Source organism: Vibrio zhugei (assembly GCF_003716875.1).
GTDB lineage: Bacteria > Pseudomonadota > Gammaproteobacteria > Enterobacterales > Vibrionaceae > Vibrio > Vibrio zhugei.
Genome location: NZ_CP033078.1, coordinates 2,860,931 through 2,882,216 on the forward strand (window position 1 = coordinate 2,860,931; position 21,286 = coordinate 2,882,216).

The window sequence follows — 21,286 nt, forward strand, 5'->3', positions numbered from 1 at the left end:
GAGGGCGTAATGAAAGAAAAATATGATTACATCGTGGTTGGCGCGGGCTCTGCAGGGTGTGTGTTAGCCGATCGTTTGACCGAATCAGGGGAACATTCGGTACTTCTTTTAGAAGCTGGAGGCAGCGATAAAAGCATTTTCATTCAAATGCCCACCGCCCTATCGTATCCGATGAATACGCCTAAATACGCGTGGCAATTTGAATCGCAAGTAGAAAATGGCTTAGCTGGACGGCGCTTACATTGTCCGCGTGGTAGAGTACTTGGCGGAAGCTCTTCTATCAATGGCATGGTCTATGTCCGTGGTCACGCCTGTGATTTCGATGAGTGGGAGCAATATGGCGCGACTGGTTGGAACTATACCAATTGCCTTCCCTACTTTAAGAAAGCAGAAAGCTGGATGAACGGTGAAGATACCTACCGTGGTGGCCAAGGACCCGTCGCCACCTGTAATGGCAACAACATGACACGCAATCCACTGTATCAAGCGTTCATCGACGCTGGGCAAGAAGCCGGTTATCCCGAGACCCAAGATTACAACGGATATCAGCAAGAGGGGTTCGGAGCTATGCATATGACCGTCAATGACGGCGTTCGTGCATCAACCTCGAATGCGTATCTACGCCGTGCGATGAAACGCCCGAACCTGACTCTCATAAGTCATGTCTTAACACGTAAAATTCTTATCAACAACCAGAGTGCAACGGGTGTTGAGTTTGAAAAAAATGGCATCATCCATCATGTGCATGCGCAGCGCGAAGTTATTTCCTGTGCTGGTTCAATCGGTTCAGTACAACTTCTACAGCTCTCTGGAGTTGGTCCAAAAGAGGTACTGGAAAACGCTGGTGTAGAACTGACCCATGAGTTGCCCGGCGTTGGCCAAAACCTGCAAGACCATTTAGAGGTGTATTTTCAATACCGCTGTACCCAACCAATTAGCTTGAACAGTAAAATTGGATTAATCAGTAAAGGAATAATCGGTACAGAATGGCTCTTAACGCGTAAAGGCTTAGGTGCAACCAACCATTTTGAATCCTGTGCCTTTATTCGTTCTCGCAAAGGCTTAAAGTGGCCAAATTTACAATATCACTTTTTACCGGCGGCGATGCGTTACGATGGAAAAGCCGCCTTCGATGGACATGGATTTCAAGTACATGTTGGTCCTAATAAGCCAATGAGTCGCGGTCATGTATGGATTACGTCTGATGATCCAAAAGCGAAACCGGCTATCAAATTTAACTACTTACAACACGCTCAAGATATTCAAGACTGGAGAGATTGCATTCGCCTCACTCGTGAGATTATTGCGCAACCAGCATTAGACAACTATCGCGGTGATGAAATTCAGCCGGGACAGCATATCACATCCGATGCAGACATCGACCAATGGGTGCGCGCCAATGTAGAAAGTGCTTACCACCCGTCGTGCTCATGCAAAATGGGCGCCGCGGATGACCCTATGGCGGTTCTAGATGAACAATGTCGAGTCCGTGGTATTAGTCAGCTGCGCGTCGTTGACTCCTCCATTTTTCCAACGATTCCTAATGGGAATCTAAACGCACCGACCATCATGGTCGCTGAGCGAGTAGCCGATCTGATTTTAGATCGTCCCCTATTACCCACCGAAGAGGTGCCAATATGGATAGCACCTAACTGGCAGGAAAAGCAAAGAGTCACAAAGCCTAAACGTATTTGCGTATAACTCCGCCCAGTACTTATCTACTCTTTAAGGAAAACATAATGAAATATAAAACCTTCAGCCTCATTACAACCGCGTTATTAACCATGAATCATGCGTATGCAAATAGCTGTGATACAGTGACGTTTGCTGACGTAGGTTGGACCGATATTACCTCGACAACCGCAGTCACAAGCCAGATTCTACAAGCAATGGGTTATAAAACAGAGACCGAACTACTCTCTGTCCCCGTGACATACTCTTCAATGGCCAGTGGCGATATTGATGTCTTCCTAGGTAACTGGATGCCAACCATGAAAGGCGATATCGAACAATATACCAAAGCGGGTACTGTCGAAACGGTTCAAACCAACTTAGTCGGTGCGAAATACACCTTAGCGGTGCCTAAATACGTCTATGACGCGGGTGTGCATTCTTTTGCTGACTTAGCCAAATTCTCCGATAAATTTCGACATCGAATCTACGGTATTGAACCCGGTAACGATGGTAACCGCCTCATCCAATCAATGATTGATAAGAACGCATTTGGTCTCAAAGACTTCGATTTAGTTGAATCCAGTGAGGCTGGTATGGTTTCCCAAGTCACACGTGCAATCCGCCGTCACCAATGGATCGCGTACCTAGGCTGGGCACCGCACCCAATGAACAGCAAGTTTGATATGAAATATTTATCTGGCGGTGACGATTACTTTGGACCAAATTATGGTGGAGCAAAAGTCATGACCAACGTTCATAAAGGCTACCTGCAACAGTGCCCGAATGTTGGAAAATTGATTACCAACCTTAAATTCGACCTGACGATGGAAAACCATCTGATGGCAAGGATTCTTGACGATAATCAAAAACCCGCTACAGCCGCTCGTGAATGGCTTAAAAGTCATGAAGAGTACTTAGATAAGTGGCTAAAAGGGGTTAAAACGATCGATGGACAACCTGCGAAACCCGCTGTCATATCTTATCTGAATAACTCTTAAGATACCCCTAACGCCATTATTTCGTATCAATACCATGGGGCGAGCCAGCCCCATTAACGCAACAAGGATTCATTGTGAATATTTTTACTGATTACAAAATCCCCCTCGGTCAATGGATGGAATCAGTCGTTGATTGGTTAACCATGAATGCATCAGGTTTCTTCGATACCATCTCGATTACTTTAGAAACCGTTATCATGTTTTTAGTGGATGTGTTTAAAGCGATGCCAGCTGCGATGCCAATCGCTATCACGGCGGCGTTAGCTTGGTGGATTCACCGCAGCCTGCCCTTGGTTGCCTTTATCGTCGCCGCCTTATTACTCATACTCAATCTGGGCTATTGGGATGAAATGCTCGAAACCTTCGTTTTAGTGTTTACCGCAACCGGTATCTCGATTTTGTTAGGAGTCCCTATTGGCATTATGGCGGCTCATCGCCCTTGGCTTTATACACTGATGCGCCCAATACTCGACTTAATGCAAACCGTCCCCACTTTTGTGTATCTCATTCCGACCCTAGTACTATTCGGATTAGGGGTCGTACCAGGATTAATTTCGACTATTATTTTCGCCATAGCCGCACCGATTCGTCTTACGTACTTGGGAGTCACACGTGTCCCAGAAGAGTTACTTGAAGCCGGTAAAGCATTCGGCGCAAGCAAAATGAAACTGCTCTTTAAAGTGGAGTTACCGGCCGCAATGCCAAGTATTATGACCGGTGTGAGCCAATGCATCATGCTATCGCTATCTATGGTCGTGGTTGCCGCATTAGTCGGTGCCGATGGTCTAGGTAAACCGGTAATCCGTGCACTGAATACCGTCAATATTTCACAAGGGTTCGAAGCGGGTCTCGCTATCGTACTGGTCGCGATTATTCTTGACCGCCTATGTAAAACGCCTAACCATAAGGACTCACAATCATGAAATCAATCTGTATTGAAAATTTAGATGTTGTCTTTGGTCAGCATGCCGAGCAAGCACTGCCGTTGTTAGATCTCGGAAAAACACGTCAAGAAATCATTGATGAAACCGGTCTTGTTGTGGGCGTTAATAACGTATCTATAGACGTCAATGAAGGCGAAATCTGTGTTCTCATGGGATTGTCAGGTTCAGGGAAATCGAGCTTGCTGCGTGCCGTCAATGGACTCAATACCATCACCCGTGGCTCTCTTAAAATCAAGAATGGCGATACGTATATTGATCTAGCAACATGCAGCGAAACCGAGCTGCGGGAACTGCGTATCCAACGTATATCTATGGTATTTCAAAAATTCGCACTCATGCCTTGGCTAAGTGTGTTAGATAATGTGGCGTTCGGTTTAGAAATGCAGGGGGTAACGAAAAGTGAACGTCGTCAATGTGCCCAGGAAAAATTGGACATGGTTGGTCTTGGCGACTGGGCAAATAAGTTTCCTCATGAGTTATCTGGTGGGATGCAGCAGCGTGTTGGCTTAGCCAGAGCCTTTGCGATGGACAGTGATATTCTTCTAATGGATGAGCCGTTTTCAGCACTCGATCCTCTCATTCGTTCACAGCTTCAAGATGAACTATTAGATCTGCAAAAAAAACTCAATAAAACCATTATCTTTGTTAGCCACGATCTTGATGAAGCGCTAAAACTAGGCTCGCGCATTGCAATTATGGAGTCAGGGAAATTAATCCAATACAGTAAACCTGAAGACATCATTTTAAATCCTGAGACACAGTACGTTAAAGATTTCGTCGCTCATACGAATCCACTGAATGTTCTTTGCGGACGTTCTTTAATGAACTCTGACCATGATCTCACTATCAAAGATAATCGAATTCAGGTTTGTGAACGTGAAAATATCTGGCTAGAGAGAGCCGACGACGGCTGGCAGATCTATGGGGACGACAACTATCAGATTGTCGAATGGACATCTCAGGTGGACGAAACTCACTTTGATACGAATACGATTGTGATTGCCTCTCCTGATATCACGATGCGAGACGCTATCGATATTCGTTATCGCACCGAACACCCTATTGTTATCGCTGAAAAAGATAAAGTCATTGGCACACTTAACGACCATGATTTTTTCCACGCATTGCTGGGTAAATACAATGACATCGATACTCACCAAAGCGATAATCCCAATAAAGGTAAAAAAGAAATCGCCGCCTAGTTGTTCTGACTTAATAAACACTACATTCGCTATTAAACAAAAAGGGAGAGACACCGTGTGTCTCTCCCTTTTTATCTATGATCATCTCACAGTGTTCCACGTGAAACATCAACAACCGATATCAACAAAAATAGCGTGGTTTCATCCATGCCTCATAACCCATTGAGTGTATGTTTCACGTGAAACATACACTCAACTAACATAGTGCACCGCTCTTGAGTCGTACACTCGTTTTTATATCAAACTAAATAATCCTATTTATACAATATACTTGCTATGACCGCAGTAACCACTGATAACCGACGTATGTAGCCGAAATACTAAAGAAAACATTTAGAATGACATTCAGTCCCATTTTCAAAAAAGCGCCCTGCTCCATCATGGTGACATTATCCATAGAGAATGTAGAGAATGTGGTGAGCGCACCTAGAAAACCTAACCCGATGATTTGGCGCCATGGGTAAGGGTTTAACCATTCATTATGAAAACATGCCATCAAGATCCCCATAATCAGTGAGCCAATAATATTGACGGACAACGTTCCATAGGGAAAAGCACGCCCGAATAAAGTCACTGAAAAATCAGAGATCAGATAGCGCGAACACGCGCCGATTGCACCGCCAGCTGCAATCCAAAGCAAAGTCGTCATTTGTCCCATAATCATTTCCTCGAAATATTTGCTTACCATTGTAAACAAAAAACGTACAAATAAGCATAAAAATATTGCTTTAAAACCTACTTGAATCACTAGCTAGATACAAAAACTCTTATAAAAATAAAAAGTGACAGGAGTCACTTATATTCACGTATCCATCATATTGCACCGTATTGATAGTGAAAAACCTTCTCGTTGAGAAAGAGACTAAGAGACTAAGAGACTTTCCATCGTTTTGTTGGCCTGATGAGAAGTAAACTCTCTGGCTTATCCGGATAATCAGACCATCGTTAATCGAGACACAACAAGCTGAATTCTGAGCACCGAGACTTGATATATGAAGCGGAATTTCCCATCAGTCATCATAAAAACAGATCAGGTTTCGACGTTGCTGTTAACAACCAATGGGATTGCCTGAGGAGAGCAGAATGCGACAAACAGGCACCCCTTCCCTCTGTGTTCGCGACTTTCATGCTAACACGGATATACGAAGTTTCTTCTAGGTAAGTACTCTTGAGAGCCCTTATAAACAAGGAATAACGTCATTTCTTGTATACAGTAGTTCTATGTTTCCCGTTAAGGTGCATGCGTATTTTTGATTGGCAGAAACACCTGAAAGCCGTAAGCTACTATACATATCTAACTGTAACTCAATCATTTAATCATGCTGATCTTCAACTGTACCAAAGCTGCTAGCGACTTCTTCACCGTGACTCGCAAGGGAGAAAGAATCTCCCCTATCGATCCTTCTCCATGCAAATTAATGGCTGATGATGTTGATTACTTAAAAGGAAATGATGGCAGCACTCCGAAAGAGATCAGCGAGTGGCTGGTACATGTAATCCGAGTCCAACGTAAACCCATCGTCTTCGCTATTGAGAAGGATACGCGGTATGTGATGACCTTCGTTGACCTTAAGAAGGGTGAGTACCAACGATTTCTAACCGACTTCATTGAGCGCATAGCTAACTTGGTTCAGTACTTCGGTGAAGATCTGATGATCATGAATGACGATACCTTTGAGCCTATGCTGAATAACTTCTTGGCCGTAAATAGCGAATACCGTTTCTTTAGTCGCTCGGACAGAAGCATGCAGTCGCATATCAACGAGATAGCCTGGTTCTTTAAGGATACTGCTGAAAATTCTGGGTGCTTGCCTGATACCGAGCAAGTGATGTGCTTTGATGCTGACATGAACAGTATGCTGAGACAGTATAAAGGGCTTAAGGACATGATCTATCCTGCGAATCAGATGCTGTTCCATTGGTTAAGAAACTACTGTGATTACGATGAGAAACAGATTAAGGATGTCTCTGAGCGTATACGTGAACTTAAGCGGGCTATGTCTGGTGCGCCTATGTCCATAGAGATGGGTACAGACCACGAAGAGTGGGATATGGAAAACCAGCCGGGTTCTATACCGGACAATGTAATCGTATTTCCTACTAAGCGATAGACTGTGACCTTTCCCCCTTCCTACCCGACCGGATATAGACCATAGAGCCCTCCAGAACCTATGTAGTGCTGTTCGTTGGCTATATTCGACGACGTATCCCGCGACGGAAATACATAGCTCTATAGCCCACGGGGGTACAGGTATCCATTTGACCGGATATAACCATTTGGAAAGCATAGAAAGCTCTCTGGATAAGGAATAGCGAGGTATCGTATGGGGAAGCTTGAGATTTATCGGGAGATGAATATGAAAAAAGCCCCAGTCTTTCGACTGAGGCTGATTGATATGGCAGGGGTGGAGAGATTCGAACTCCCAACACGCGGATTTGGAATCCGCTGCTCTGCCAATTGGAGCTACACCCCTAAAAATAGGTACATTCAAATTGTATTGATGGATTGGAAGATTCGAACTCCCAACACGCGCCATCTCGCAAAAATTGGGGAATCCGCTGCTCTGCCAATTGGAGCTACACCCCTAAAATAGGTACATTCTATATTAAAAAACCCCAGACTTATCTGAGGTTTTTTAATTAGTGGCGGAACGGACGGGATTCGAACCCGCGACCCCCGGCGTGACAGGCCGGTATTCTAACCAGCTGAACTACCGCTCCGCAAACTGGTTTTTCCATAACGTTAATCACGCTATGTCTTAATTAAAGCCTGGCGATGACCTACTCTCACATGGGGAAACCCCACACTACCATCGGCGCTATTTCGTTTCACTTCTGAGTTCGGCATGGGATCAGGTGGTTCCAAAATGCTATGGTCGCCAAGCAAATTCTTTATGACTACCGCTTACGCGATACTCATGCAATCTGGAAAGCTGTTTTTATGGCTTCTACAAAGCCGTTCTCACACACTCAAGTACTCATTTGAGTCCGTTACAAAACCTTTTTGGTGTTGTATGGTTAAGCCTCACGGGCGATTAGTACAGGTTAGCTCAACGCCTCACAACGCTTACACACCCTGCCTATCAACGTTCTAGTCTCGAACAACCCTTTAGGACGCTTAAAGCGCCAGGGAGAACTCATCTCAAGGCTCGCTTCCCGCTTAGATGCTTTCAGCGGTTATCGATCCCGAACTTAGCTACCGGGCAATGCGTCTGGCGACACAACCCGAACACCAGAGGTTCGTCCACTCCGGTCCTCTCGTACTAGGAGCAGCCCCTTTCAATTCTCCAACGCCCACGGCAGATAGGGACCGAACTGTCTCACGACGTTCTAAACCCAGCTCGCGTACCACTTTAAATGGCGAACAGCCATACCCTTGGGACCGACTTCAGCCCCAGGATGTGATGAGCCGACATCGAGGTGCCAAACACCGCCGTCGATATGAACTCTTGGGCGGTATCAGCCTGTTATCCCCGGAGTACCTTTTATCCGTTGAGCGATGGCCCTTCCATTCAGAACCACCGGATCACTATGACCTGCTTTCGCACCTGCTCGAATTGTCATTCTCGCAGTTAAGCGGGCTTATGCCATTGCACTAACCTCACGATGTCCAACCGTGATTAGCCCACCTTCGTGCTCCTCCGTTACTCTTTGGGAGGAGACCGCCCCAGTCAAACTACCCACCAGGCACTGTCCTCATTCCCGATAAGGGAACCAAGTTAGAACATCAAAACTACAAGGGTGGTATTTCAAAGACGGCTCCATACAAACTAGCGTCTGCATATCAAAGCCTCCCACCTATCCTACACATGTAGGTTCAATGTTCAGTGCCAAGCTGTAGTAAAGGTTCACGGGGTCTTTCCGTCTAGCCGCGGGTACACTGCATCTTCACAGCGATTTCAATTTCACTGAGTCTCGGGTGGAGACAGCGTGGCCATCATTACGCCATTCGTGCAGGTCGGAACTTACCCGACAAGGAATTTCGCTACCTTAGGACCGTTATAGTTACGGCCGCCGTTTACCGGGGCTTCGATCAAGAGCGTCGACCGAAGTCTAACCCCATCAATTAACCTTCCGGCACCGGGCAGGCGTCACACCGTATACGTCATCTTACGATTTTGCACAGTGCTGTGTTTTTAATAAACAGTTGCAGCCACCTGGTATCTGCGACTCTTTTCGGCTCCAAGAGCCAGTCTCTTCACCTATATAGAGCGTACCTTCTCCCGAAGTTACGGTACCATTTTGCCTAGTTCCTTCACCCGAGTTCTCTCAAGCGCCTTGGTATTCTCTACCCGACCACCTGTGTCGGTTTGGGGTACGATTCCTTACAATCTGAAGCTTAGAGGCTTTTCCTGGAAGCATGGCATCAATGACTTCACACCCTTAGGTGCTCGACGTCGTGTCTCAGCCTTGAGTATCCGGATTTACCTAAATACTCAGCCTACGCACTTGAACCTGGACAACCATCGCCAGGCCCACCTAGCCTTCTCCGTCCCCCCATCGCAATTGTAAGAAGTACGGGAATATTAACCCGTTTCCCATCGACTACGCTTTTCAGCCTCGCCTTAGGGGTCGACTTACCCTGCCCCGATTAACGTTGGACAGGAACCCTTGGTCTTCCGGCGTGGGGGTTTTTCACCCCCATTATCGTTACTCATGTCAGCATTCGCACTTCTGATACCTCCAGCAGACTTCTCAATCCACCTTCAACGGCTTACAGAACGCTCCCCTACCCAATGCGATAAATCGCATTGCCGCAGCTTCGGTTTATTACTTAGCCCCGTTACATCTTCCGCGCAGGCCGACTCGACTAGTGAGCTATTACGCTTTCTTTAAATGATGGCTGCTTCTAAGCCAACATCCTAGCTGTCTGAGCCTTCCCACATCGTTTCCCACTTAGTAATAATTTGGGACCTTAGCTGGCGGTCTGGGTTGTTTCCCTCTCCACGACGGACGTTAGCACCCGCCGTGTGTCTCCCGGATAGTACTTACTGGTATTCGGAGTTTGCAAAGAGTTGGTAAGTCGGGATGACCCCCTAGTCTTAACAGTGCTCTACCCCCAGTAGTATTCGTCCGAGGCGCTACCTAAATAGCTTTCGGGGAGAACCAGCTATCTCCGAGTTTGATTGGCCTTTCACCCCTAGCCACAAGTCATCCGCTAATTTTTCAACATTAGTCGGTTCGGTCCTCCAATTGATGTTACTCAATCTTCAACCTGCCCATGGCTAGATCACTCGGTTTCGGGTCTATATCCAGAGACTGTGCGCCCAGTTAAGACTCGGTTTCCCTACGGCTCCCCTAAACGGTTAACCTTGCCACTGAATATAAGTCGCTGACCCATTATACAAAAGGTACGCAGTCACCCCACAAAGGAGGCTCCTACTGCTTGTACGTACACGGTTTCAGGTTCTATTTCACTCCCCTCACAGGGGTTCTTTTCGCCTTTCCCTCACGGTACTGGTTCACTATCGGTCAGTCAGGAGTATTTAGCCTTGGAGGATGGTCCCCCCATATTCAGACAGGATATCACGTGTCCCGCCTTACTCGATTTCACCACAAATGCGTTGTCGGTTACGGGGCTATCACCCTGTATCGCGTGCCTTTCCAGACACTTCACCTGACGCATAAATGGCTTAAGGGCTAATCCGGTTTCGCTCGCCGCTACTTCCAGAATCTCGGTTGATTTCTTTTCCTCGGGGTACTTAGATGTTTCAGTTCTCCCGGTTCGCCTCATTAACCTATGTATTCAGTTAATGATACCTGCTTATGCAGGTGGGTTTCCCCATTCGGACATCGTAGACTCAAGTGGCTCTTACTGCCTCATCTACGCTTATCGCAAGTTAGTACGTCCTTCATCGCCTCTGACTGCCAAGGCATCCACCGTGTACGCTTAGTCACTTAACCATACAACCCAAAAAAGTTTTGGATTGATGAATCAAATCACCAAGGTTTGTCTGCATAACTCTTTGCTTTCACTTTGAAAAGTGAAGACAAAAAGGACATGTTGCAGACTCGATATTGCCGGACTCAATTTTGAATATTCACTGAAAAACAGTGAATCCAAGAACACTTGAATGTGTTTTTGTTTGTCTGACCGTTCTATTAAAAGACAATCAGACAATTGAGAACTTTTACAAATACTCTTCTAAAAGAGTATTTTGTCAGCTTTCCAAATTGTTAAAGAGCAATGTGTATCTTTTTACAAAGACACCATTTTTAAGAACACTGCACAGCAATATGCTTAAAGATGGTGGAGCTATGCGGGATCGAACCGCAGACCTCCTGCGTGCAAGGCAGGCGCTCTCCCAGCTGAGCTATAGCCCCATCTTGGTGGGCGATACCGGGTTCGAACCAGTGACCCCCTGCTTGTAAGGCAGGTGCTCTCCCAACTGAGCTAATCGCCCATGGTATTTTAATTCCCATGGAAGTAATGGTGGGTCGTGCAGGATTCGAACCTGCGACCAATTGATTAAAAGTCAACTGCTCTACCAACTGAGCTAACGACCCAATGGTATCCCGTAGGGGAGTCGAACCCCTGTTACCGCCGTGAAAGGGCGGTGTCCTAGGCCTCTAGACGAACGGGACACTAAGATACTCTTTGCTTTGTCTAAACCATATCAATCTGTGTGAACACTCATCGCAATAATCATTCGTAGTAAGGAGGTGATCCAGCGCCAGGTTCCCCTAGCGCTACCTTGTTACGACTTCACCCCAGTCATGAACCACAAAGTGGCAAGCGCCCCCCCGAAGGTTAAACTACCTGCTTCTTTTGCAGCCCACTCCCATGGTGTGACGGGCGGTGTGTACAAGGCCCGGGAACGTATTCACCGTGGCATTCTGATCCACGATTACTAGCGATTCCGACTTCATGGAGTCGAGTTGCAGACTCCAATCCGGACTACGACGCACTTTTTGGGATTCGCTCACTTTCGCAAGTTGGCCGCCCTCTGTATGCGCCATTGTAGCACGTGTGTAGCCCTACTCGTAAGGGCCATGATGACTTGACGTCGTCCCCACCTTCCTCCGGTTTATCACCGGCAGTCTCCCTGAAGTTCCCACCCGAAGTGCTGGCAATCAAGGATAAGGGTTGCGCTCGTTGCGGGACTTAACCCAACATTTCACAACACGAGCTGACGACAGCCATGCAGCACCTGTCTCAGAGTTCCCGAAGGCACCAAAGCATCTCTGCTAAGTTCTCTGGATGTCAAGAGTAGGTAAGGTTCTTCGCGTTGCATCGAATTAAACCACATGCTCCACCGCTTGTGCGGGCCCCCGTCAATTCATTTGAGTTTTAATCTTGCGACCGTACTCCCCAGGCGGTCTACTTAACGCGTTAGCTCCGAAAGCCACGGCTCAAGGCCACAACCTCCAAGTAGACATCGTTTACGGCGTGGACTACCAGGGTATCTAATCCTGTTTGCTCCCCACGCTTTCGCATCTGAGTGTCAGTATCTGTCCAGGGGGCCGCCTTCGCCACTGGTATTCCTTCAGATCTCTACGCATTTCACCGCTACACCTGAAATTCTACCCCCCTCTACAGTACTCTAGCCTGCCAGTTTCAAATGCTATTCCGAGGTTAAGCCTCGGGCTTTCACATCTGACTTAACAGACCACCTGCATGCGCTTTACGCCCAGTAATTCCGATTAACGCTCGCACCCTCCGTATTACCGCGGCTGCTGGCACGGAGTTAGCCGGTGCTTCTTCTGCAGCTAACGTCAAGAATGGTGTCTATTAAACACCACCCCTTCCTCACTGCTGAAAGTACTTTACAACCCGAAGGCCTTCTTCATACACGCGGCATGGCTGCATCAGGCTTGCGCCCATTGTGCAATATTCCCCACTGCTGCCTCCCGTAGGAGTTTGGGCCGTGTCTCAGTCCCAATGTGGCTGATCATCCTCTCAGACCAGCTAGAGATCGTCGCCTTGGTGAGCTCTTACCTCACCAACAAGCTAATCTCACCTGGGCATATCTTGACGCGAGAGGCCCGAAGGTCCCCCTCTTTGGCCCGAAGGCATTATGCGGTATTAGCCATCGTTTCCAATGGTTATCCCCCACATCAAGGCAATTTCCCAGGCATTACTCACCCGTCCGCCGCTCGTCAGCAAAGAAAGCAAGCTTTCTTTCTGTTACCGCTCGACTTGCATGTGTTAGGCCTGCCGCCAGCGTTCAATCTGAGCCATGATCAAACTCTTCAATTAAAGTTTTTTGTGGCTCAATGAATACTGACTTCAAAACTAAAATTCATCCGAAGATGAACGTAATTTTAAAGCTATTACTATTCCAACAGAATAGTAATGAATTGACTGTGCCAAGATTAACAAGGTTAATCTCGATTGGTCACTCAGTTCATTGAAACCAATTGTGTTTCCGAAGAAACTATTGATTATCATCAACGAGTGCCCACACAGATTGATAGGTTTAAATTGTTAAAGAGCTACGATTTGGATTTCATCTCAAATCGGACGGTTATTTTAGCCATTTAAGCTTCAGTGTCAAACACTTTTTTGAAACTTTTTCATCATAATTGATGAAGACTGATAACCCACTAACTCGTTGTGTTCTTTAAGAACATCCCCCGTGTCAGTGAGTGCGCATTATAGGTTTCACGAAAAAAATGGCAATAGCTTTTTTGCTTTTTTTCCATTTTTTTTATTGTTCGACTAAAAAAGAGTCAGTAAGCGCTAAATTTACTAGTTTTGATTACCATTGTTCAAACTTTGTGGCGAATAAAGCGACTTTTTCCCAGTTGGTATACTCAACTTCTTTTGTCGTATCGGTTTCTCCCCCCGTCATATTCATGATGAAACGAATCATCATCTTATCGAACCAACCATAACGAGGATAATAGAGAGCACCAGCAAAGACACCAATAAGCTCTGGATGCCATGGCGACTTTTGCAAAAACGTTTGAATGTATCGACTTCCTTCAGGAGTGTCTTTGCCTTCATCTTCTTTACGGGCCGTTAAGTTGACACAGAAAAATGCCGCTTTCTTAGTTTGCAATTGCTCTAGATGTTGATCAATAAAACGATAGAGCGCCTTGTTAAGATGCCCGTAACGAATAGACGCGCCAATCAGAATCTTATCGTATTGAGCTAAATCCAATGAACCACACTCACTGAGATCAATGAAATCAGCTTGCAAAGAATGACATTGCTCCGCAATTGTATGGATGATTTTCTTTGTCTGCCCTTCTCGGGTCGAGTATAGATACAATGTTTTCAAAAGAAATCCTTAGCTTCGCCAGAAGGTCGGCGTAAACAAAATAAGTAGAGTGAAGACTTCAAGACGGCCAAAGACCATAGACACGACTAAAATCCATTTCGCAGCATCATTAACGTCTGCAAAGTGCACTGCAACGTCGCCAAGTCCAGGACCCAAGTTATTTAACGTCGCCGCAACGGCAGAAAAAGCACTTAGCTCCTCCATACCGGTTGCCATTAATGCCAGCATACAGACAATAAAGACCAAAGTATAAGTGGCAAAGAATCCCCAAACGGCATCGATGACTCGCTGTGGCAATGCCGCATTCCCAAATTTAATCGGATAAATCGCGCGAGGGTGAACTAAACGCTTCATCTCTCGAACGCCTTGTAAGGTCAATAATAAGATACGAATCACTTTCATACCGCCACCAGTTGAACCGGCGCAACCACCAATAAAAGAAGAAAACAGTAATAAGACAGGTAAGAATAGCGGCCACTGGGAAAATCCGGTCGTGGTAAATCCTGCCGTCGTGGATATAGAGACGGTTTGGAAAAGCGCTTGGTTGAAGGACTCCGAGAATGAACCATAGGTTTCGTGCGCCAAAAGCATGCTAAAGCACAAAACAAATAATACCAGTTGAATCAGTAAGAAAGAGCGAAACTCGCTATCTTTCCAATAATATTTTAAATGCACACCACCGGAAGAGAACGCCGCATAATGCAGAGTGAAGTTACACGCAGAGATCAATAAAAAGAAGACAGTTATAAGGTTGATGGTTTGGCTATTAAAATACCCCATGCTGGCATCGTGGGTCGAGAACCCTCCAATAGCAATGGTAGAGAAGCTGTGACAGATCGCATCGAACGCTGTCATCCCTGCAAACCAATAAGCCAAGGCACAGGCAATCGTCAAACTTAAATAGATATACCATAAGGCCTTGGCCGTTTCCGCTATACGCGGCGTCACTTTGGTATCTTTAACCGGACCGGGGATCTCGGCACGATAGAGCTGCATGCCACCGATCCCTAAGACAGGTAAAATAGCGACGGCAAGCACAATAATCCCCATACCACCGAACCATTGTAAAAACTGACGATAAAAGAGGATCGCTTTGGGTAATTCATCCAAGCCAACAATCACCGTCGCCCCTGTTGTGGTTAACGCGGAAAAAGACTCAAAAAACGCATTGGTTAAAGACACTTGTGGTCGGTCAGAAAGCAAAAAAGGCAATGAGCCTGCGCTACCGATCACCACCCAAAACAACACCACAATCAAAAACCCATCTCTGGATTTTAGTTCGTGCTTATTGTAACGGTTTGGCCACCATGCCACGCCACCAGCAAGTAACAAAATGAAGAATGTGGAGACAAAAGGAACCCCTTCTCCATCTCGATAAATCAGTGCCACTAAAGCAGGCGCGAGCATTGAGATACTGAATAGTGCCAACAATAAGCCGACAATACGAATAATAGAACGAAACTGCATGATATTATGGCTACCCAGCTAAGCGAGTGGCTTCCTTATTAGTTTGGCTGGTTGATTAGAACCTTTGCGCCGCTTTTGTTAATGAGAGTTTCCTTAAAAGCGGCGACCTGAAGGCATTCCAGTTCAATCACTAACTCTACCTTTTCACTATAGTCAGCTTTCACTTCTGTTGCTTCAAACTGAGTCATTATAGATTGTGTTAGCGGCATTAGAGGATAATCTAAACGTAATTGTAGTAACGTGGTGACTTTCTTTTCAATCGTTTGCAACTGTTTCAACGCCTGCTGCACACCTCCGCCATAGGCTTTCACCAGACCACCAGTCCCTAAGCGAATACCACCAAAATAACGAGTGACCACCGCGGTTAATTCACCTACTCCCGAGCCGGTGAGCTGAGCGAGAATGGGCTTGCCGGCCGTTCCTGAGGGTTCGCCATCATCGCTAAAGCCCCATTTCATTGAGTCATCACTGCGACCAGCCACAAATGCCCAACAATTATGGCGGGCATCTTTATGTTGCGTTTTTATCGTCTCAATGAACGCCTTTGCCTCTTCAATACTGGGAGTATGGGCCAGATAGGTAATAAAGGTGCTTTTCTTTATTTCTTCTTCAAAACGTACCGGAGATGCCGGGATTAGAAAGGGCTGTAGACTCATAAAATGATGAAAACTCTTGGTAGGGTGATTGAAGTTTAGCATGATCAAGTGAATAAATAAGATTGAAAATGTTAAAAAAAGTCACCGTCAGATTGAAAAAACCGCAGAATCCGTACACACTCTAAAGACTGGTCTAACCAGAAACTAGGTGTTGTCTTGCTAACCCAAAACGCGGAGAAAGATAATGATCTATCAGAACAGCGGTATCACCTTAACACTTCATCCTCATAACCTCATTGAATTATGTTTTTGCGCCTCTGGTTCTGTGAACAAATTGGATTTGGCTACCCTATCATCATTAAATGATGCCATCGACGTCATCGAAAACCATGAAACCTGCCAAGGCGTCATTTTCACCTCAGACAAAGCGAGTTTTATTGTCGGTGCAGACATTACTCAGTTCCTCACATTATTTCGTGCGCCCAGTGAAGAATTGACCGCTTGGCTGCAATACGCGAATAGCGTTTTTAACCGTATAGAGGATCTTACTGTACCCACCATTGCCGCATTGAGTGGGTATGTACTGGGCGGCGGATGTGAGTGTGTACTTGCAACAGATTTTCGCATTGGTGATGACACCACAAAAATAGGCTTACCCGAAACTCAATTAGGCATCCTTCCTGGTTTCGGTGGCACAGTGCGCCTTCCGCGCCTAATCGGCGTTGATAATGCGCTAGAAGCGATCACTCAAGGCCGTCAATATTCAGCCAAGCAAGCGTTATCACTGGGCATACTCGATGCCATTGTGGAGACGAAGGCACTGCTTGATTCTGCCATCGCCACCTTAACTCAAGCTCTTGCGCACCCAGAAGTATGGCAACAACGAAGAACACGTAAACAGGCACCGCTGTTGTTAGCGACATCAGAACAAATGCTGAGTTTTACTATCGCGAAATCAATGATTAAAAAGAAAGTAGGTACTCACTACCCTGCTCCAATCGCCGTACTAAAAGTGATCGAACAATCAGCAGAGCACTCACGACAAGAGGCTCAGAACAATGAAACCGCGGCTTTTGTTAATCTCGTTCAACATCCCTCAGCTCATGCGTTAGTTGGACTGTTTCTTAATGATCAATTCATTAAAAATCATTATACGTCAGACAAACGACCACCAGCCGATAACCAACTCGCCGTCATTGGTGCTGGGATTATGGGCGGCGGTATTGCGTATCAAATCGCTAGCCGAGATATGTTCGTCACCCTAAAAGATATTCAAAAAGAGGCGCTGACATTAGGATTGAATGAAGTCTCTAGCCTACTCAATAAACAATTAACACGCGGTAAAATTTCCGGCCAACTCCAAGCCGAAGTCTTAACCAGTATTCAACCGACTTTGTTTTATCAAGAAATACAACAAGCCAATACGGTCATCGAGGCCGTTGTCGAGAACCCCAAAATAAAATCCACTGTGCTCAGTGAAATTGAAGCGCACGTTTCTGACAACACCATCATGGCATCGAATACTTCGACGATTCCCATCAGTGAACTCGCCCACGCTTTGCAACATCCAGAGCGATTTTGTGGGATGCACTTTTTTAATCCCGTGCATCGTATGCCACTGGTCGAAATCATTCGCGGAGAAAAAACCGCACAAGCGACCATTGATCATGTGACCTCATTAGCGATGGCACTCGGAAAAACGCCAGTGGTCGTGAATGATTGTCCGGGATTTTTTGTTAACCGCGTACTCTTTCCCTACCTAGCCGCTTTCCGACTTTTGATAAGAGACGGAGTCGACTTCACACGTATCGACCAGATAATGGAAAGTCAATTTGGTTGGCCAATGGGCCCTGCTTATCTTCTTGATGTCGTAGGACTCGATACGGCTTACCATGCCCAGCAAGTCATGAATCAAGGGTATCCAGAGCGTTTTCATGCAATTGAGCATGATATTTTAACCTTGCTCTACCAAGAAAAATTATTGGGACAAAAAACGCAAGCTGGCTTTTACAGCTACAGCAAAGATCGCAAGGGTAATACCCAAAAAGTCCCAAACCCAGATGCCATCACACTTATAGAATCGATGCCCAAACCGGATCTTAGCATCACCGCTGACGAGATTATCGAACGCATGATGATTCCAATGTTGAATGAAGTCCTTCTGTGTTTGGAAGAGCAAATTGTGGCAACCCCACAAGAAGCGGATACGGCGCTGGTCTATGGTCTCGGGTTCCCTCCTTTTCATGGCGGTCCCTGCCAATATTTAGATACCTTGGGATTGGCGAATTATGCTCAGCAACTAGATAAATACCATCATTTAGGGGCTCTTTATCATTCACCACCATTACTGGTCACCATGCAACAAGACAACTCGAGCTTTTATCAGCAACGTTATCAATCTGAGCTACCCGTCGTTCCATCCATGAAAGAGGAGTACTAAGTCATGAACCGCATTGTGATCGTAGATTGCTTACGTACCCCTATGGGGCGATCCAAACAGGGATCATTTCGGCATATTCGAGCAGAAGATCTTTCTGCACAACTCATGTCTGGGATCGTGCTGAAGTATCCACAAATCGATCCTACATGGATCGAAGATATCTATTGGGGCTGCGTACAACAAACCATGGAACAAGGCTTTAATATTGCGAGAAATTCGGCCTTGCTCGCTCAACTTCCCAAACAAATCGCAGCCGTCACCGTTAACCGATTATGTGGTTCATCCATGCAAGCACTGCATGATGCAACGCGCTCTATCATGGTGGGTGACAGCGATTTTTGCTTAGCCGGTGGCGTGGAACACATGGGGCATGTGCCCATGACTCATGGCATTGATATTCACCCGCAACTCAATCACAGCGTCTCTAAAGCCTCGGCGATGATGGGGTTAACCGCGGAAGTTGTCGCGCGGCACTACGATATTGCTCGCAGTAGACAAGATGCATTTGCATTAGCATCGCATCAGCGAGCGAGTAAAGCCTCACTTGAACATCGCTTTAACAAAGAAATTATGCCCATTTGGGGACACAACTCAGAGGGAACGTTCACCTTAATTGAATCCGATGAGGTGATTCGTCATGATGCGTCACTAGAAGCCTTGGCAACGCTTTCTCCAGCCTTTGACCCGCACTCAGGTACCGTCACAGCGGGGAATTCGTCAGCGATTTCCGATGGCGCTGCAATCTTGCTACTCACCACCGAAGACAAAGCCAAGCAATATGATCTGCCAATCCGCGCTGTCGTTCGCTCTATGGCTGTCGCTGGGTGCGATCCGGTGACTATGGGGCTAGGTCCAATTCCTGCCACTCATAAAGCACTAAAGCGTGCCGGGCTGACGTTGGAAGATATCGGTGCGATAGAGCTCAATGAAGCGTTTGCAGCTCAATCCTTAGCATGTATCGAGGAATTAGGTCTCGAAGAGGCGATCGATTCAAAAATCAACCTGCATGGCGGCGCGATCGCCTTGGGTCATCCATTAGGATGTTCTGGCGCGCGGATTTGTACTTCGCTGATTAATGTCATGGAACAACAAAATGTGCAGTTTGGTCTCGCCACTATGTGTATTGGCATGGGACAAGGCATTGCGACGATTTTCGAGCGGCCATAACCATGCCCTGCGGGCGCTAACCCAATGAAAAAAGCCGCCCTATTTGGCGGCTTTCTTTGTAGGCTATCACCGTACGGTTCGCTTACTTTTTCACTGGACGCCGCCAATCGGCAATGCGGCGCTCTGGCGCACGAGTAATCACAAGCTCACCCTCAGCATTGATATCTTTTGTTACTGTGGTGCCCGCACCAATCGTGACTCCATCAGCGACTTTAACTGGAGCCACTAACTGGGTGTCCGATCCCACGAAGACGTCATTGCCGATAATGGTTTTGTGTTTGTTGGCACCATCGTAATTACATGTAATCACGCCCGCGCCTAAATTAACACGTTGCCCCACTTGTGCATCACCAACATAAGCCAGATGGTTTGCTTTGGAGCCTTCACCAAGCGTGGCGTTTTTGACTTCAACGAAGTTACCGACATGAGCATCGTTATGCAATTCTGCACCAGGACGTAAACGCGCAAATGGACCCACGGTACAGGTTTCACCAACAGTCGCATTCTCAATGACGCTGTAAGGACGAACGATGGTGTTATCATCGATCTCACAATCAGTTAGCACACAGCCCGCACCAATCACCACGTTATCACCGAGACTCACTTTGCCTTCAATGATCACGTTCGCATCAATTTCCACATCCTTACCGCACTGTAATTCACCGCGAAGATCAAAACGACTCGGATCGCGCAGCATCACGCCTTGCACTAATAACTGATGTGCGCATTCGGCTTGATAAATTCGCTCAAGACGAGCCAGTTGTACTCGGTCATTCACGCCTTCAACTTCATTATCACTCACTGGGTGAATTGATTGGATCACACGCCCCTCATGATGAGCGGCTGCAATGATATCGGTGAGATAATATTCGCCTTGCGCATTGTCATTACTTAAACCGCTTAACCAACGTTTTAAATCACGACCATCCGCCACCATCACACCAGTGTTAATTTCTTGAATGGCTTTCTGTTCGTCACTGGCATCTTTTTGTTCAACAATGGCGACAACAGAATCGTTCTCTCGAACAATACGGCCATACCCGGTAGGATCATCCATCACAAGCGTCAGAAGACCAATGCCACCTTCGGGTTGTCCATCAAGCATACGTGCTAATGTGGCCTCTGAAATCAACGGCACATCACCATAGAGAATCAAGACCTTCTCATCATCAGCAAAGTGAGGCGCTGCTTGATTAACGGCATGACCGGTTCCCAATTGCTCAGCTTGCAGTACCCAATTGACCGACTCTTGCTCCAATGTTTTCTGCATTAAGTCACCACCATGGCCATAAACCAAGTGGATGTTATTGACCCCAATCCCATGACATGTATCGATGACATGCTTAACCATGGGTTTACCCGCCAAAGTATGCAGAACTTTGGGTAAAGCCGAATGCATTCGTGTACCCTTGCCGGCGGCAAGAATGACTGCGCTGAATTTCATGAGTTACCTACGTATGACGTTAATTAAAAAATAAAAATAAACAATTTCACTCGTATTTTAACCACACCCTCGGTAATAGTTAATTATCTAAGTGTTAATTTATAAAAAATAAACAAAAAGGCGACCA

At 46.3% G+C, this 21,286-nt stretch carries 12 protein-coding genes, 6 tRNA genes and 3 rRNA genes; 7 read left to right on the forward strand and 14 right to left on the reverse strand.

The genetic code is table 11. From position 1 onward, the window contains the following. The first annotated feature begins 9 nt into the window (after positions 1-9). The 4 genes from betA (at position 10) to choV (ending at position 4,818) form a co-directional block, all read left to right on the forward strand. On the forward strand, positions 10-1,701 hold the full coding sequence (gene betA, locus EAE30_RS18480; protein WP_123017229.1) for a choline dehydrogenase: 1,692 nt from the start codon (positions 10-12) through the stop codon (positions 1,699-1,701). 38 nt (positions 1,702-1,739) lie between these two features. Next, entirely contained in the window at positions 1,740-2,672 is a 933-nt protein-coding gene (locus EAE30_RS18485; protein WP_123017230.1) for a choline ABC transporter substrate-binding protein, read from the forward strand. Positions 2,673-2,746: 74 nt separating this feature from the next. Next, positions 2,747-3,595 (forward strand): choline ABC transporter permease subunit, encoded by an 849-nt coding sequence (choW, locus tag EAE30_RS18490; RefSeq protein WP_123017231.1) that lies wholly within the window; start codon positions 2,747-2,749, stop codon positions 3,593-3,595. Next, positions 3,592-4,818: a choline ABC transporter ATP-binding protein gene (choV, locus tag EAE30_RS18495; RefSeq protein ID WP_123017232.1), complete on the forward strand. Its 1,227-nt coding sequence runs from the start codon at positions 3,592-3,594 to the stop codon at positions 4,816-4,818. The genes choW and choV overlap by 4 nt, the downstream gene beginning before the upstream one ends. 274 nt (positions 4,819-5,092) lie before the next feature. Here the strand turns inward: choV and crcB are convergent, their stop codons facing one another. Then, entirely contained in the window at positions 5,093-5,476 is a 384-nt protein-coding gene (crcB, locus tag EAE30_RS18500; protein ID WP_123017233.1) for a fluoride efflux transporter CrcB, read from the reverse strand. A 661-nt stretch (positions 5,477-6,137) separates the two neighbouring features. On the opposite strand from crcB, the gene EAE30_RS18505 reads away from it, so the two are divergent. Beyond that, positions 6,138-6,929, forward strand: coding sequence for a DUF6933 domain-containing protein (locus EAE30_RS18505; protein ID WP_123017234.1), 792 nt, complete (start codon positions 6,138-6,140; stop codon positions 6,927-6,929). A 286-nt stretch (positions 6,930-7,215) separates the two neighbouring features. On the opposite strand, the gene EAE30_RS18510 is transcribed toward EAE30_RS18505, so the two are convergent. The 12 genes from EAE30_RS18510 to EAE30_RS18570 all read right to left on the reverse strand — a co-directional run bounded on the left by EAE30_RS18510 (position 7,216) and on the right by EAE30_RS18570 (position 16,168). Next, positions 7,216-7,292, reverse strand: a tRNA-Trp gene (locus EAE30_RS18510). 170 nt (positions 7,293-7,462) lie between these two features. Beyond that, positions 7,463-7,539: transfer RNA gene (locus EAE30_RS18515), tRNA-Asp, on the reverse strand. Positions 7,540-7,586: 47 nt separating this feature from the next. Further along, positions 7,587-7,702, reverse strand: a 5S ribosomal RNA gene (gene rrf, locus EAE30_RS18520). Positions 7,703-7,832: 130 nt separating this feature from the next. After that, a 23S ribosomal RNA gene (locus EAE30_RS18525) occupies positions 7,833-10,722 on the reverse strand. Between the two features lie 344 nt (positions 10,723-11,066). Next, positions 11,067-11,142 (reverse strand) — tRNA-Ala (locus EAE30_RS18530). Between the two features lie 4 nt (positions 11,143-11,146). Then, positions 11,147-11,222 (reverse strand) — tRNA-Val (locus EAE30_RS18535). A gap of 27 nt (positions 11,223-11,249) precedes the next feature. Beyond that, a tRNA-Lys gene (locus EAE30_RS18540) sits at positions 11,250-11,325 on the reverse strand. Between the two features lie 2 nt (positions 11,326-11,327). Continuing rightward, a tRNA-Glu gene (locus tag EAE30_RS18545) sits at positions 11,328-11,403 on the reverse strand. 71 nt (positions 11,404-11,474) lie between these two features. Then, positions 11,475-13,018 (reverse strand): 16S ribosomal RNA (locus EAE30_RS18550). The 16S, 23S and 5S rRNA genes sit together here with 6 tRNA genes alongside, the layout of an rRNA operon. Before the next feature lie 502 nt (positions 13,019-13,520). Then, positions 13,521-14,045, reverse strand: a complete 525-nt coding sequence (hemG, locus tag EAE30_RS18560) for a menaquinone-dependent protoporphyrinogen IX dehydrogenase (RefSeq protein WP_123017235.1) — start codon at positions 14,043-14,045, stop codon at positions 13,521-13,523. Positions 14,046-14,054: 9 nt separating this feature from the next. After that, on the reverse strand, positions 14,055-15,512 hold the full coding sequence (locus EAE30_RS18565) for a TrkH family potassium uptake protein (protein WP_123017236.1): 1,458 nt from the start codon (positions 15,510-15,512) through the stop codon (positions 14,055-14,057). A gap of 38 nt (positions 15,513-15,550) precedes the next feature. Beyond that, positions 15,551-16,168: a YigZ family protein gene (locus EAE30_RS18570; protein WP_123017237.1), complete on the reverse strand. Its 618-nt coding sequence runs from the start codon at positions 16,166-16,168 to the stop codon at positions 15,551-15,553. A 184-nt stretch (positions 16,169-16,352) separates the two neighbouring features. Between EAE30_RS18570 and fadB the strand changes: the two genes are divergently transcribed. Then, positions 16,353-18,548 carry a fatty acid oxidation complex subunit alpha FadB gene (gene fadB, locus EAE30_RS18575; RefSeq protein WP_123017238.1) on the forward strand — a complete coding sequence of 732 codons (2,196 nt, stop codon included), beginning with the start codon at positions 16,353-16,355 and terminating at the stop codon, positions 18,546-18,548. 3 nt (positions 18,549-18,551) lie between these two features. Further along, on the forward strand, positions 18,552-19,715 hold the full coding sequence (gene fadA, locus EAE30_RS18580; protein ID WP_123017239.1) for an acetyl-CoA C-acyltransferase FadA: 1,164 nt from the start codon (positions 18,552-18,554) through the stop codon (positions 19,713-19,715). An 82-nt stretch (positions 19,716-19,797) separates the two neighbouring features. Here the strand turns inward: fadA and glmU are convergent, their stop codons facing one another. Then, positions 19,798-21,159 carry a bifunctional UDP-N-acetylglucosamine diphosphorylase/glucosamine-1-phosphate N-acetyltransferase GlmU gene (gene glmU, locus EAE30_RS18585; RefSeq protein ID WP_123017240.1) on the reverse strand — a complete coding sequence of 454 codons (1,362 nt, stop codon included), beginning with the start codon at positions 21,157-21,159 and terminating at the stop codon, positions 19,798-19,800. Positions 21,160-21,286: the final 127 nt, after the last annotated feature.